This window comes from Blautia sp. An81, assembly GCF_002161285.1.
GTDB classification, from domain to species: domain Bacteria; phylum Bacillota; class Clostridia; order Lachnospirales; family Lachnospiraceae; genus Blautia; species Blautia ornithocaccae.
The window spans coordinates 26783-41112 of the sequence record NZ_NFHH01000021.1 but is presented as its reverse complement, the minus strand read 5'-3'; the positions used below and the strand labels follow the sequence as shown (position 1 = coordinate 41112).

At 43.5% G+C, this 14330-nt stretch carries 11 protein-coding genes; all 11 read right to left on the bottom strand.

Annotated features, from left to right (window positions below; all coding sequences use genetic code 11):
- Positions 1-2: 2 nt before the first annotated feature.
- The 11 genes from B5G33_RS15705 to cooS all read right to left on the bottom strand — a co-directional run bounded on the left by B5G33_RS15705 (position 3) and on the right by cooS (position 14128).
- A complete protein-coding gene (locus B5G33_RS15705; protein ID WP_087418288.1) occupies positions 3-3239 on the bottom strand; it encodes a helicase-related protein in 3237 nt (1078 codons plus the stop codon).
- 66 nt (positions 3240-3305) lie between these two features.
- The gene (locus tag B5G33_RS15700) at positions 3306-3518 is read right to left on the bottom strand and encodes a helix-turn-helix domain-containing protein (protein WP_087203261.1); all 213 of its coding nucleotides are present in this window, start codon (positions 3516-3518) and stop codon (positions 3306-3308) included.
- Between the two features lie 407 nt (positions 3519-3925).
- Positions 3926-4339, bottom strand: a complete 414-nt coding sequence (locus B5G33_RS15695; RefSeq protein ID WP_087418287.1) for a DUF1284 domain-containing protein — start codon at positions 4337-4339, stop codon at positions 3926-3928.
- Positions 4336-4950, bottom strand: coding sequence for a biotin transporter BioY (locus tag B5G33_RS15690; protein ID WP_330396713.1), 615 nt, complete (start codon positions 4948-4950; stop codon positions 4336-4338). The genes B5G33_RS15695 and B5G33_RS15690 overlap by 4 nt, the downstream gene beginning before the upstream one ends.
- A gap of 552 nt (positions 4951-5502) precedes the next feature.
- Positions 5503-6183 (bottom strand): PepSY domain-containing protein, encoded by a 681-nt coding sequence (locus B5G33_RS15685; RefSeq protein ID WP_087271396.1) that lies wholly within the window; start codon positions 6181-6183, stop codon positions 5503-5505.
- A gap of 87 nt (positions 6184-6270) precedes the next feature.
- Positions 6271-7623, bottom strand: coding sequence for a sensor histidine kinase (locus B5G33_RS15680; RefSeq protein ID WP_087418286.1), 1353 nt, complete (start codon positions 7621-7623; stop codon positions 6271-6273).
- A complete protein-coding gene (locus B5G33_RS15675) occupies positions 7620-8294 on the bottom strand; it encodes a response regulator transcription factor (RefSeq protein ID WP_087271403.1) in 675 nt (224 codons plus the stop codon). Before B5G33_RS15675 ends, B5G33_RS15680 begins: the two co-directional genes overlap by 4 nt.
- A gap of 4 nt (positions 8295-8298) precedes the next feature.
- Positions 8299-9153: a DegV family protein gene (locus tag B5G33_RS15670; RefSeq protein ID WP_087418285.1), complete on the bottom strand. Its 855-nt coding sequence runs from the start codon at positions 9151-9153 to the stop codon at positions 8299-8301.
- A gap of 3 nt (positions 9154-9156) precedes the next feature.
- A complete protein-coding gene (locus B5G33_RS15665) occupies positions 9157-10404 on the bottom strand; it encodes an aminopeptidase P N-terminal domain-containing protein (RefSeq protein WP_158229635.1) in 1248 nt (415 codons plus the stop codon).
- A 133-nt stretch (positions 10405-10537) separates the two neighbouring features.
- Positions 10538-12010, bottom strand: coding sequence for an APC family permease (locus tag B5G33_RS15660; protein WP_204247408.1), 1473 nt, complete (start codon positions 12008-12010; stop codon positions 10538-10540).
- Between the two features lie 225 nt (positions 12011-12235).
- A complete protein-coding gene (cooS, locus tag B5G33_RS15655) occupies positions 12236-14128 on the bottom strand; it encodes an anaerobic carbon-monoxide dehydrogenase catalytic subunit (RefSeq protein WP_087418284.1) in 1893 nt (630 codons plus the stop codon).
- Positions 14129-14330 lie beyond the last annotated feature (202 nt).

Below are 14330 nucleotides of genomic sequence, written 5' to 3'. Positions count from 1 at the left end.
TGTTATCGGACAACCAGGAAACAGATCAATTCAAAGTCGTCCAGCCCTTTGATTTCATTTGTGAGAAAACTGATCTGACCGCCGCCTAAGAAACTGTCAATATCGCTTTCTTCCTTAACCTCAATGATAGAAGAAATGGCATCGCCCAACAACTTAGAGAGTGCCGACATATTTCGCCCATCACGAGTCTCTTTATTAAACTGACGATACAATTCGGGAATAGGCTCCGTCTTCCCTTTACAAAGAAATCGCATCTTATCAAGCATCTGCTTTGGAGAAAGATGATCGCAAATCACTTCACCATCATTGCTGATGTAAACCATGTAAAACGGATGCAATCTGTTCTGATTATCAATATTCACACTATTGGGACGGTTCTTCAGAACATAGATTACTCCTGCCGGTGTATCTTCCGATGCAGCTGCTACAGAATGAAGCCCGAATGGAGTTTTATCAATATCCGGATGATGTTTGATATATTCAAGCAAATCCAGACGGAATTCATTCAACCCCAAATCCATAATAGAAATACCCGATGACATATCTTCAATGTCCACAACTTCTTCCTGCAAACGCTTCAACTGTGCCTTACGATATTCAAGGTCAGTCTTTTCTTCTTCGCTCAGAAGATTATCATCGCCAGTTGCGGTCATATCCACGATTTTCATACGAGTCTCGACTTTTACCTTCAGGTCGATATACTCATCAAGCGTTACATCCGGCCAGAAGTTCACCAGCTGGATGTAAGTGTTTTTACTTCCGATACGGTCGATACGACCGAAACGCTGAATGATACGAACCGGATTCCAGTGAATATCATAGTTGATCAGATAATCACAGTCCTGTAAGTTCTGACCTTCAGAAATACAGTCAGTCGCAATCAGGAAGTCTATTTCCGTTTTATCTCCTGGCATCAAAAGATGCTTGTCCTTGGAAATCGGAGAGAAGCAAGTAAGCACAGTATTCAGATCGCTGCGGAGATTCGGAACAGTTGTACACCCTTCTACAGAACCGGATACCATTGCTGTATTCAGCCCGAAATTATCCATCACGAATTTACTTACATTGTCGTAAAGATAGCCAGCTGTGTCTGCAAAGGCTGTAAAGATAATAATCTTCTTGTTTCCTTCATTGATCGGATGCTCCAATTTATTTCTGATAACTCGGAACAGCTCCTGAAGCTTGGAATCATACTCAGGCGTAATATCCCCAACCATCAGTGTCAGCAACTCAAGAACTTCACGGTCTTTTACAAGACTGTCTCTCCAGGACTTATAGTCCATGTCCCCGATTTCAATCCTGACTTTTTTGCCAAAAGTGAACAGCTCGTCACCATTCTGATCTTCGCTGTCGTAATCGTCAATATTGGTAATGTCTGTCAAATCAAGTTTGACAGAAGACGTCTTATCGTAAGTGTCGATGCTATGTATCGTTGAGTCAATCAGCTCAAGGATTCGCTTCAATGTCAAATTAAAAGAATACACAGAGCTTTCCATACGTTTCATCAAATTGATTGCAGTCAAACGCCGGATACCTTGTTCACGGTTCGCCTGAGTAAAACCAATATTAACTTTATTGTCCTCATACAACTCGGCATACTTCTCCATTTTACTGGGAAGAATAAAATGAGTAGGTGTATAAATCGACAGGGACAACAGTGTCAACTGTTCATAAATCTCGTTATAGTTGATAGCTCTTTTCAGACTGGTGAGCGGAGGTCTTAATGAAATTGGCTTCAATCTGGTTGGGAATGTTCCGATGTCTGTAGTATCATAATACTTCTGAATATGCTTACGGGAACGGGCAATCGTTACGGAGTCCAAAACCTCAAAGAAGTCAAAATCCAACATCCGAAGTAGATTTTCAGTTGTTCTATCGGCAGGCTCCCATTTGCTCCAGGTGTTGAACGCTCTCTGTGCACTCTTAAAAATATCATCAATGCTGCGAGTAGTGTTCAGTTTATCATCAATCAGTTCGGTATTGCCTTCATAGGCAAGTGCCAGCTGATTTTTTAAATCATTGAAACGATTATTTACCGGAGTCGCCGACAACATCAAAACTTTCGTTTTGACTCCTTTGCGAATTACCTTATTTAACAATTTCAGATAGCGGTTTTCCTTTTCATTATCCGCACCCGACAATTTTCCTCCGTTACGAAAGTTGTGGGATTCATCAATTACAACCAAATCGTAATTGCTCCAGTTCAATCTATCCAAATCCAAGCCATTGGACTTTCCGTGTGTACGGTTCAGGTCTGTATGATAAAGAACATCATATCGCAGACGATCCGCAGCGATAGGATTGTTCACATAGTTATCTTTGTAAGTATTCCAGTTATTGGTCAATTTTTTCGGGCATAGCACGAGTACAGATTTATTTCTGTTTTCGTAATACTTAATTACCGCCAGGGCTGTGAAGGTTTTGCCCAGACCAACACTATCTGCCAAAATACACCCATTGTACTGTTCAAGCTTACTGATGATTGCAAGGACCGCATCCTTCTGGAAATTATAAAGCATCGACCAGATTTTACTTTCCTTGAATCCGGTAGCTTCGTTCGGGAGATTGTCCTCCGATACATCTTCCAAAAACTCATTAAAGATATTATACAATGTTACAAAATAGATGAAATCAGGAGAGTTTTCATTGTAGGCAGCTGTAATGTTATCAATTACCTCATCTGTAACCTCCTGCAATTTCACATTATCATTCCATATGCTCTCAAACAAATCTATATAGGCTGTTGAAAACGGAGCTTCTGTTTTCTGAACCATATTATAAGCATTATTACCACGCTCACAGCCCAAATCTACAGTAGTAAACCCATTGATCGGCATATAATTCTTGTCATCCAGATTGATGAATCCCATCATATTTTCGTTACTTACATTGGATTTGAACGTCACCTTCTGACGAATCCATTCCGCACACTCTTTGGCAATAGCTTTTTGTGTTAGTTCATTTCTAAGCTTTATTTCAAATTCTGTTCCATACAAACTGCGCTCTCTATTCAAACGGGGAATATAGAATTCTCTTTTTTCCTTTTTCGCTCTTTCTGTTGTAAATGTAGGCGATGTAAAAATAAATCTCAACTCATCAATACCTTGCAGTTCCTTTTTTAATTCCTGAAACGCATAGATAGAGAAGCAGGATGCTGCAATAGAAAGTTTACTCCCTTTCTTGATTTCAACAGCCAAATCATCTCTCAATGTTTTTGTTGTATTGTTAATTAGTTCCATTTGCTAATCTCCCTATAATCCTTTAATCAGTAATGTGTCAAAGGTGCTGTCCAAGCAAAACAGGCATTATGATTTTTCGTCAGGAACCATTTCCATAATATCATCAAATGAGCAGTTGAGAACGGTACATATTTTTACGAGCGTATCCGTTGTCACATTATCTCCTCGAGTCATCTTATTGATTGTGTAATTGCTCAGATTAGCCTTTTCAGCTAAATCCTTTTTTTTCATATCACGATCAATTAACAGTTTCCAAAGTCTTTTATAGCTGACAGCCATCGCTTCACCAATCCTTTCATACAAACTTTGTATTTTTTTAAATATCTCCAATCTAAATCATCACACTATAAATTATAGCATGCCTTCTTACAAATTCAACATAAAATATAGTTATAACTATATTTTTACCTCTTACAACAAATATAACCTTGTTATTTTATATATTTATCAATGTTTCTGAATTTACGGGTCACATTTCTTGTGTACACAAATTGGCAAGCAGTGTAAACCTGTACAGGTTCACTCATTTTTTCAATTTCGCCGCCGGCTCAATTTTCAAAAATTGCTTGTTGGGGCAACTGCCCCAACAAGCAGTTAGTGGCTATGGATAGCCACAAGCATTGCTTGCCAATTTGTGAAACCTCAAAAAACGATGCGCTCAAATTGAACGCATCGTTTTCACTGTTCTATTCTGGTGTACTGGCACAGCCATTTTCAGCCTGTTCCCTTCGGGAACAGATTTCTGTCCAGCTGCAGTCGCCGCAGATGTCTTTTCTTTTTCCTGCTTCTATTATATTGTGCTTCACTGCATTTGAAAATTCCTGCCAGGTAAGTCTGCTGCCTGGCTGAAGTCCGCAGGCTTTCAGCACTTTCTCGTCATATGCTTTTACCTTTTCTCCGGTAATACAGACTCCCTTTTCCAGATTTGGGCAGGCTCTGCATATGATATCTTTCTCCCTGCACAGCTCCAGAGGCGTGTCCTCTTCCATCTCTTCCAGAACTTTTTCCATATTTTCTGTAAAAGCACTGCTGTAGCCTTTTCCTTCAAAAAAAGCCAGGCACATACCGTGATGGGCCCGAAGTTTTAAAGGCTCCTTCATCTCTGTATCACTCCTGACAGTCTTCTGGTCAATATAAGAGCCAAAACAATTTTGGCCACATCAGGAATAATAAAAGGAAATACACACCATCCCAGAACGGTAAGGATACCTATGGCTCCTGAAGAAGCTCCGTATACTGCCATAAACCACAGCGTCCCTACTGCATAGCAGAGAACCAGACCCAGGACCATGGACAGGGCCAATACAGCTGTGCTTCTTCCAAAAGCTTTTTCCATTCCCCACATCAGCAGAGCTGAAAAAAGGAATCCCACTATGTATCCTCCTGTGGTTCCGGCTATTATGCCGATACCGCCTGTAAATCCGGAAAAGACCGGAATGCCCAGGGTTCCCATGAGAATATAGACCAGTACCGCCAGGGTTCCTCTTTTTCCGCCAAGAAGTCCCACCGCCATAAATACTCCAAAGGTCTGAAGGGTCACCGGTACAGTCAGCGGTATGGAGATCCAGGAGCAGATTGCTATGAGCACAACAAAGATACTTATATAGACCAGGTCATAGGTTTTCGTTTTTTGTCTTACCATTTCAGCCATACACTTTTCCTCACTTTCTGTCTGATAGTGTATCACTTTTTCTTTTGTATTGTCAACCATTGACTTTAAAATGGTTTACAATCAACCATCTCTGGCCTATTGTCAACTTCCTACCGTCTTTATTCAATCATATTTTTGAATGAAAGAAACGGTTCAAAATACACTTCAGGTCATATAAACCGTCCTTGGAATCATACAGTTACGGTTCTTAACCCAATTTTCTTCTTTTTAACCGTCCCTTTAGCCCTGTTATTACGGTCTAAAACCTGTTTTTCGTTCTATAACCGTTCCGGAAAGCCGTAAGGTACGGTTCATAGCCGATTTTCTTCTCTGTAACCGTTCCAGTAGGCTGTAAAGTACGGTCCATAGCCGATTTTCTTTTCTATAACCGTTCCGGTAGGCCGCAAAGTACGGTTCATAACCTGATTTCTTCTCTGTAACCGTTCCCACACTTTATTTATTAAAAATGGGTCCATAAAACAGCTCATTACTTAGAAAGTGAAGTTTCCCTCAGTGTAGCCATGTACTATATAATAAAAGACCCTGAGGTCTTCTCGCCGTATCCTGCACAGCTGGAAGTTCCTCAGGGTCTTTCCACTTGAAATCGAATTTTTAATCTCTCTCTTCGCTCCACTTTAAGAAGTTTCCTGTATTGGCGTCAATTTCAAACTCGTACTCTTTACCATTGTAGATAATGTCGCCTTCGTAGATATACTGGCCGTCATCATAATCCAGTTCCATTCTAATGTCGCTGTCTGTGGCTCCAGACACTCTCTCAAGGGCTGCGGCTCTGGCATCTGCCTCACTGACTGCTACATTAGCAGCACCTCCGCTGTTCTGTCCATTCTGAGTATTTTGTGCGCTCTGCCCAGCCTGGGTCTGATCTGTCTGTGTGTCAGTACTCTGGGCAGTCTCCTGTCCCTGCTGAGCGGCTGCGTCCTGACTGTCATCCTGTGTCTGGGTAGTACTGTTCTGTGTTCCGCTCTGGGCAGTACTAGCACTTCCCTGGACTTCCTCTGTTTCTGTGGTAAGGATAGATCCGTCAGAAGCATCGATATCATAATTGTATTCTGTATTTCCTACAGTAAATTCTACCTCGTAAATACTTCTTCCGTCGTCTCTGTCCTTGCTTACTCTCAGTCTGCTGGTATCATCCTCAGAGACCTGGGCATCGGCGAAAGCCGCTTCCTTTGCCGCATCCTGTCCGATATCATTGCCGCTGCCGCATCCTGCCAGAAGTCCTCCTGTAAGTGTAAGTGTGAGTGCTGTTAATACTATATATTTTTTCATCATTTTTCATTTCCCCTTTCTGTTTTTCTTTTGTTAGTATTACTATAAAACAGAAAGATTAAAACCAGATTAAAAAATAAATTTATTTTTTTAATCTTCCGGAATCTGAAAAATAAACCTGCTTCCCTGACCTTCCTGGCTCTCCACGGTAATTTCTCCCCCATGGGCCTGGACAATCCATTTTACCATAGATAGGCCCAGGCCAGAATGTTCCTGGTCTGTTCTGGAAGTATCCACTCTGTAAAAGCGTTCCCAGATCCTGGGCAGACTTTCCTGGGGAATTCCCTTCCCATTGTCCTCTACAACGCCCTTTACCATATTTTCCTTTTCTAAAAGAAGGACTTTTACATATCCGCCCTTTTTTCCATAATTCACAGCATTGGAGATCAGATTATCCAGCATACGGATATAAAGGCTTTCATCTGCCTGGGCGTAAATATCTGGCTGAATCTCAGCAAGGACCTGAATCTCTTTTTCTCTGGCAAGGATTTCCTGTTCTTCAGCGATCATCTGAGTCAGTTCGCTAAGGTTCAGACGTTCCTTCTGTACCTGCTGCCTTCCCTGGTCTGCCCTGGAAAGCAGGAGAAGCTGAGAGATCATCCTGGCCATAGACCGGGCTTTCTGTTCAATGACTTTCACCTGTTCCTTCTGCCCTGACGTAAATACCGGGTCCTGAAGCATGGCCTCGCACTGGGCCAGGATTACTGTCACCGGAGTTCTCAGTTCATGGGATACATCAGAAGTAAACTGCTGCTCCCTTTTAAAAGTTTCCTCCAGCTCTTCCAGCATCTGATCAAAGGTCTCGGAAAGCTGATAGATTTCATCCTTTCCATTTCCTAAGCCCACTCTCTGAGACAGATCCTCGTCCTTCCGGATCTTCTTGACGGTTTCCGTTATCTTCTGAACGGGCAGAAGAGTCCTTCTGGTGAAACGGTATCCTATAATACCCGTCAAAATTACCAGCAGGGGAAGAATGATCACTGCGAGCCGAATAGTAATAGCAATACTGTTTTCTGCCCTGGTAACAGAAGTAATCCCCCGGAAATATACGGTTCCGTAACCTTCTATCCTGTAGCTCACATCATAAATGTACCATTCCTCCTGATCATCCCGGATCGTCTGGATCTGACCGTTCATAAACTCCGCCCCAGCATTGTATCCATAGGGAAGCCTGCCGTAGAGAAACTCTCCCTGTTCACTGTAAAGGGAAAGATAGACACTGTCTTCCAGATCATAGAAATCATTGTCCACATTCAGCCAGCCCTCTTCTGCCTCCACATCCTCCAGGCTTTCTTCTACCTGCTGCCGCAGGTCAGACTGGACTGAGGACAGCAGCTCCTGGCTGCTGAGAGAAAAAAGGACCCCCAAGGCAAAACAGGTGACCAGTGTCATGAAAAAGGTATATAAAACGGTAAGTTTAACTTTTAAGGACCATCTTTTCATTCCTGCTCCTTTAATACATAGCCGGCTCCCCGGACAGTGTGGATCAATTTCTTATCGTGTCCCTCATCAATCTTCTTTCTCAGATACCGGATATACACGTCGATCACATTAGAGCCTCCTGTAAAATCATAATTCCAGATATGCTGCTCCAGCTTATCTCTGGAAAGGACAATACCCGGATTCTGCACCATGTATCTCAGCAGAGAAAATTCCTTTCCGGAAAGGGTGATCTGCTTTCCTCCTCTGTATACTTCATGAGTATCCAGGTGTACCTCCAGATCTCCCACGCTGTAGCAGGTCTTGGGGGCATCTGCCGGTTTTCTGAGCATAACCCGTATTCTGGCCAGCAGCTCCTCAAAGGCGAAGGGCTTTACCAGATAATCATTGGCTCCTGCGTCCAGTCCATTCACCCGGTCTTCTATACTGTCCTTGGCTGTAAGCAGGAGCACAGGGACAGAGTTTCCTCTGCTGCGGAGCTTTTTTAATACCGTCAGTCCATCCATGACCGGCATCATGATGTCCAGGATCAGGGCGTCGTACTCTGCCCCCTCCAGATAATCCAGAGCCTCCTGTCCGTCAAAACAGGCATCCACACTGTAATGCTCTTTTCGGAGACGTTCTGTGAGAATGTGATTCAGGTCTCTCTCATCCTCTGCGATTAAAATCCTCATTCCCTCACTCCTTTGTCTCAAATAATATTCCAAGGGTATTAGGCCCGCAGTGACAGGAAATGGTACAGCTTGCCCTGGTCACATAGATATTCTGGAACTCTTTTTCCTCCTGGATAGCTTCCTTTACCAGCTCAATATATTCCTGGTCAATGCCGGAATGGGTGATAAAAATTTTATCTGTACAGATTCCTTGGTATTCCTGAAGTTTGTCTTTTACATAAAGAGGCAGGACTTTTTTCAGGGGACCGCGGTATTTCTTCCCTACATCCATAGAACCATCCTTATTATTTACCTCTATACAGGGCTTTATATTCAACAGATTGGCGCCTAAAGCCATAACGTTGCTGCACCGTCCCCCAGCGCTCATAAATTTTAAAGTATCCAGGATAAAGCTGGAGTGGACCAGATTCTTTCTCTGGTTCAGTTTCCCGGCGATTTCTTCTGCCCCCAGTCCTTCTTTTATCATTTCTCCGGCGTCCAGGACCAGATGGCCGATCCCGGTAGAAAGATTTCCAGAGTCCACAGGATAGACTCCTTTCAGTTCCCTGGCCGCCAGCATACAGTTCTGATGGGCGCTTGACAGGGCGCTTCCCAGATTCAGATGTACCACTTCATATCCCTGCTCTACAAAGGGACGGAAATAGTTCACATATTCTTCCACATTGATAGCTGCTGTCTTGGGCAGTACCTTTTTCTCATAGTATCTCTGGAAAATATCTCCCGGCGTGATATCTACATTATCCTGGTAATCTTTTCCTTCCAGGATAATATGGAAAGGATAATAATGAACCTGATATTTTTCCTTCAGCTCATCTCCCAGGTCGCAGGTGCTGTCCGCACTTAAAATAATCTTTCTCATCTTCTACCTTCTCCCCATAAATGCCTCAATATCCTCTGCCTTTTTCGGAATCATATAAGAAAGCTCTTCGCAGCCATCCTCGGTGATCAGACAGTTATCCTCTATACGGAAGCCGATTCCCCATTCTTCACAGTAAATGCCGATATCCACGCAGAACACCATGCCCGGAGCCGTGATCAGGTCCGGAGCTACTGCATCATGGACATCAAAGCCAACGTGATGGGCTCCCCCATGCCACATATAAGTCCCGATATCTTCATAGCTCTTGCAAAGACCGATATCCTTTAACTGCTCATAGTTATATTTTCTGGCAATTAAATCCACGTCCTTCATAGGGATTCCCGGTTTCAGGATTTCAAACATATGCTCAGATGTCCGGTAGGCGCAGTCATAGAGAAGCCGCTGTTTCTCTGTAAATTTCCCGTTGCAGGGGAAAGCCCTGGAAATATCATTGACTTCCAGGTCCCAGCCGGAACCAACATCGTTTAAGATCATATCTCCGTCCTGAGCCTGTCCCCGGTAGGAATAATAGTGAATGCAGAAATTATTTTGTCCTGCAGATATAATCGAAGGAAATCCCGGTGCAAGGATCCCATGCTGGGCAAGGGCATAGTCAAACTCTGCCTTATACTGATATTCGAACATTCCCGGTCTAGAAGCCCTCATCATAGCCTCAATTCCCTCTTTTGTCACCCATTCCGCCTTCCTGAGAGCCTCCAGTTCACAGGGCTTTTTGATGGTGCGGAGCTGACGGATCCAGGGATTCAGGTTTTTAATCTGCACATAGGGATATTCTTTCCTGAGCCAGGCTGCCAGACGGTAGCTTTCTGTATCTGCCTCAGAAGCCTCCAGCTTTCCAAAATCCATATAAACCGTGGTAAATCCTTTGTTCATCAGACAGTTTTCCAGATCTTTTTGGAAATTCTCTGTATTTCTGTATTCCTGGATACCGGACTGTGCTTCTGCCTCCTCCGGCTTGATCCGCCTTCCTGTCCACCGCTCTGCCAACATGTCAGGAGGAAGGATATAAAGAGCTTCTTTCCACTCTTCCTTGGTGTAAATCTCTGTCATCAGTATGGTATCTTCCTGGTGTACGCCGGTAAAATACATATAACTGCGGTCTGCAAAAAAAGGATAATTTTCATCATTGGTTTTCTTGGGTGCATGGCCGCTGAATAAAAGAAGGAGCCCTTTCTCTTCTGTCTTGCTGTAAAGGGCTTTCCGATTTTCCATAAAAAATTCTCTGTTCATATTTTTGCGCTCCTTTTTCTGTTGTGGTACTATTGTAGCACCTTTCAGAAAGAGTTCCAATACAAGAAGATAAAAAAACAACTGCCGCATTAAGCAAAAATATTGCATTAATACGACAGCTGCCGCCGCCAGACTAGATAAGAAAAGGAACTACATAGGCGAGCAACACTATAATAACTGCTGCTGCCACAACTGTCTTCCAGATATTAAATTCTCTGTCCATTTTCTTCTTTTCTTCCGGAGAAGGAATTTCCGGCTGAAGAACACCGGCTTCCTCCTCATTTTCCTCATCTTTGTACATTCTGCGGCATACACCGTAGACAACCAGCCCAAGCGCACACCAGACTACTCCTGTTATCAGAGCTTCTCGCTCTAACTGTGTTATCATAACAATATAAATGATCACGCTGACTGGCGCTCCAATCATAATCCCCGGTGCTTTATAAGGACGGTTTAATTCAGGATGTTTTTTCCTAAGACCAAAAGACGCGCCGATTCCAATCACGTAATAAAACAAATCTGCAAATAAGCTGACGGAAGCAATATATACCATAGAATTTGACGCAATCAAAAACGCGGATAATATGCCAAGTGTCAGGATTGCAATATACGGTGTCTGATATTTTTTGTGGATTCTGGCGAAAATTTTAGGCATTGCCCCATCCCTTGCCATAGTAAATAAATATCTGGGCGGTACTGCTATACTTGCATTCAATGTAGAAAAATCGCCCCCAAAAGCAATTCCGGCAGCCAAAAGAATCAACGGAAAACCAAGAATACCTGCTTTTGTCATGGCCTCTGCAAAAGGTGCTGAAGCTGTAGATAACGCAGAAATTTCTTCTGTAGGAACAATTCCCACTAAAAACCACTGAAAGGCTGCATTGACAGCAAATACAATAAATGGCGCTAAAAATAAAGCCCTGGGGATATTAATCTGAGGATATTTAATTTCTTCTCCCATGGCACAGCAGGTCTCAAATCCCGCAAAACACCACCAGATCATGCTAACTGCCGCCACAAATCCTAAAGGAGTCTCCCCTTGTATAAATTCCGGCATTTCCAGAAAATATGGCAGCTGTACATTGGGAATCATTGTTATAAACCAGATAATAGCTACTCCCCAGAAGAAAAACATGAACCCGTTCTGAAGCTTTCCTGTCATTTCTACGCCTAAGACATTTGTAATAATAAAAATAACAACAACAATAGTTGCCAAAGTCCTGTCGCTGATTGGCAGTTCCACACCTAGTGCAGAAAATAGCGTTTTAAAGTAAAAACTAAAGGCCAGCGCCTCCCCGCTGGTAACTGCAACCAGAGAAATAATAAAATTCCATCCTGCAAGCATTCCAAAGGGTTTTCCAATCCCTAAAGAAGCATATTTATAGGTTCCCCCTGCATAAGGCAGGGCTGCTCCCATCTCTGCATAAAGCAATGCCGGATATATACTGATCAGCATGGCCACAAAGGTAGCCAGTATAACCGCCGGTCCCATATCACCAACAACGTTCGCTCCCGTTGTAAAAAGTCCAACGCCCACTACGGTGCCCACTGTGATAGTCACCGCTTCCCTCATTCCAAAAGTTCTTTTTAAAGTATTTCCACTCATGGTTCCCCTCCATTTTTCTGTGTTATATTTTGTTATATCATAAAGCCTTCAGCATACTTCAGGTCAACCACTTTATTTACTCGATTTTCCTTTTTCCTGGAGTATACTCCGTATTTATCTTCTGGTCAGAAAAATCTGGAAACAAGAAAAGAGCAGGTATGTTCTGTGCAGACCATACCCGCTCTTTTCTAAGCTATGATTTATAATAAGTTATCCAATTCTTTCTTAGATTCCCAGAGCTGCTCTCTTCTCTTCGATCCTTGCAATAATAGCGTCTCCCAGTTTATCGATGTCTTTCTCAACAGTGTAAGCAGCCTCTACCCAGTCTCTGACGCCTTCTGTGAGCCAGTAAGTCATCTCAGAGGAACCGCTTACCTGTGGATCTACACCTAGGAAAGTATCGATACCTGTTGCCACTACATAGTTTCCAATAGATACAGCCTTCTCAGACATCCACTCAGGCGCACATCCTACTAAAGGAAGCTGGGAAATATTTAATCCGGAGTCCTTAGCCAGTGTAGAAGCCAGCACCATCATACGGCTGATATCTACACAGGAGCCCATGTGAAGCACCGGAGGGATATCTGCCAGTTCACAGACTCTCTTCAGGCCGTCGCCGCAGAGGTCTTTGGCTCTCTTGTCCATCAGTCCTGCTCTTGCAGCAGCCTGAGCGGAACATCCGGAAAGGACAACGATGATATCATTTTTGATCAGTTTCTTCATCAGTTCGATATGTGCAGAATCAGGACGTACTCTTGGGTTGTTGCAGCCAACCATGGCAACTGCTCCTCTTAATACACCGGAGGTAATACAGTTGATCAGCGGTTTTGTAGTTCCCAGCTCATCTCCCTGAGAGCTTGCCACTTTATCCAGCTGTTTGATGATGGCTTCTACAGAATATCCAACGGTAGCTTTCTGTTTTAACTGAGGAATATGTACCAGTTCCTGTTTTCTGTTTACAAAGTTTTCCACAGCCATCTTTACGATCTGTTTTGCATTTTCTCCTGCTGTCTCTGCATTAAAGCGGATAAAATCAGAATCCGGCATCTGAGCAATTGGCGAAGTTGTGATAAATTTAGTGTGGAAGCATTTGGACAGAGGTCCAAGTGCCGGGAAAATACACTGAACATCTACGATAATAGCTTCGCATGCGCCGGTAAGAACTACGTTTTCCTGCTGTAAGAAGTTACCTGCCATAGGCACTCCTCTTCTCATGGCAACCTCGTTGGAAGTACAGCATACGCCGGCTACGTTGATTCCTTTTGCGCCTAAAGATTTTGCCAGAGCGATCATTTCCGGATCTTCTGCATATTCACAGATCATCTCAGAAAGGCTTGGATCATGTCCGTGAACAATGATATTTACCTCGTCTTCTTTCATTACGCCCAGATTCGCTTCTGTATCTACAGGCTTTGGAGTTCCGAACATTACGTCAGAAAATTCTGTACCGCACATGGAACCGCCCCATCCATCAGACATACCTGCGCGAAGGGCCTGTCTTACCAGAGCTTCCGGTTTGGAAGAACATCCCATATGGGTCATATGCATAGCTGTGGAAACCTCACGGTCAATGGCTCTTGGTTCAATTTCTGCCTTTTTCCACAGTTCTCTTGTATGTTCCGGCGCTCTGGTCAGCCATCTCTGAACGCCGAAAGGTTTTCCGTACTCTAACAATGCCAGCTCGGACATTTCATGGGCCAGATCATAGATATCCTTCCCCTCTGTCTCAACGCCCCACTCTTTTGCGATACGGATCAGTTTCTCCGGATCTTTTACCTTGTAGTTTCCATCTGGAGAAACGGTGTGAAGAGTATGACAGATCTCTCTTCCGTGGTCAGAATGGGTAGCAGCTCCGCCGGCAGTGAAACGAAGGAAGTTTCTTCCTGCGATTCCGTGAGCGTCACATCCACAGATTCCTCTTGGAGCCTTTTTTGTAATACGGCAGGGACCCATGGTACAGATACGGCAGCAGATACCTTCCTCTCCGAATTTACAGTGTGGAGTCTGATTCTTAACACGTGCCTGCCAGGAATCTGCACCTACTTTTGCTCCTGTTTCCAGAAGTCTTTCTGTTGCGGCTTCGAATTCTTCGATAGTCGTAAGTCTGAATGTACTCATATTAACCTCCTATGTTTGCTTGACAATCATTGTTTGTCTATATTATAACAATCCTTTTCCGTTCTTCCCATCAACGTTTTATTGAGTACCTGCAACGTTTTATTGATAGGGCCAGCCATATGTCTTCAGATAGAGAAAAACTTCTGCAAGCCAGCTTGCGCCAGTTTTTCTCTATCCGAAGCCGCATGGCTGAATAGTTACA

What these genes read in the sequence shown, in the direction of transcription:
- B5G33_RS15705 (WP_087418288.1), bottom strand. Translation starts at nt 3,239, where the DNA reads ATGGAACTAATTAACAATACAACAAAAACATTGAGAGATGATTTGGCT.
- B5G33_RS15700 (WP_087203261.1), bottom strand. Translation starts at nt 3,518, where the DNA reads ATGGCTGTCAGCTATAAAAGACTTTGGAAACTGTTAATTGATCGTGAT.
- B5G33_RS15695 (WP_087418287.1), bottom strand. Translation starts at nt 4,339, where the DNA reads ATGAAGGAGCCTTTAAAACTTCGGGCCCATCACGGTATGTGCCTGGCT.
- B5G33_RS15690 (WP_330396713.1), bottom strand. Translation starts at nt 4,950, where the DNA reads ATGGTTGACAATACAAAAGAAAAAGTGATACACTATCAGACAGAAAGT.
- B5G33_RS15685 (WP_087271396.1), bottom strand. Translation starts at nt 6,183, where the DNA reads ATGATGAAAAAATATATAGTATTAACAGCACTCACACTTACACTTACA.
- B5G33_RS15680 (WP_087418286.1), bottom strand. Translation starts at nt 7,623, where the DNA reads ATGAAAAGATGGTCCTTAAAAGTTAAACTTACCGTTTTATATACCTTT.
- B5G33_RS15675 (WP_087271403.1), bottom strand. Translation starts at nt 8,294, where the DNA reads ATGAGGATTTTAATCGCAGAGGATGAGAGAGACCTGAATCACATTCTC.
- B5G33_RS15670 (WP_087418285.1), bottom strand. Translation starts at nt 9,153, where the DNA reads ATGAGAAAGATTATTTTAAGTGCGGACAGCACCTGCGACCTGGGAGAT.
- B5G33_RS15665 (WP_158229635.1), bottom strand. Translation starts at nt 10,404, where the DNA reads ATGAACAGAGAATTTTTTATGGAAAATCGGAAAGCCCTTTACAGCAAG.
- B5G33_RS15660 (WP_204247408.1), bottom strand. Translation starts at nt 12,010, where the DNA reads ATGAGTGGAAATACTTTAAAAAGAACTTTTGGAATGAGGGAAGCGGTG.
- cooS (WP_087418284.1), bottom strand. Translation starts at nt 14,128, where the DNA reads ATGAGTACATTCAGACTTACGACTATCGAAGAATTCGAAGCCGCAACA.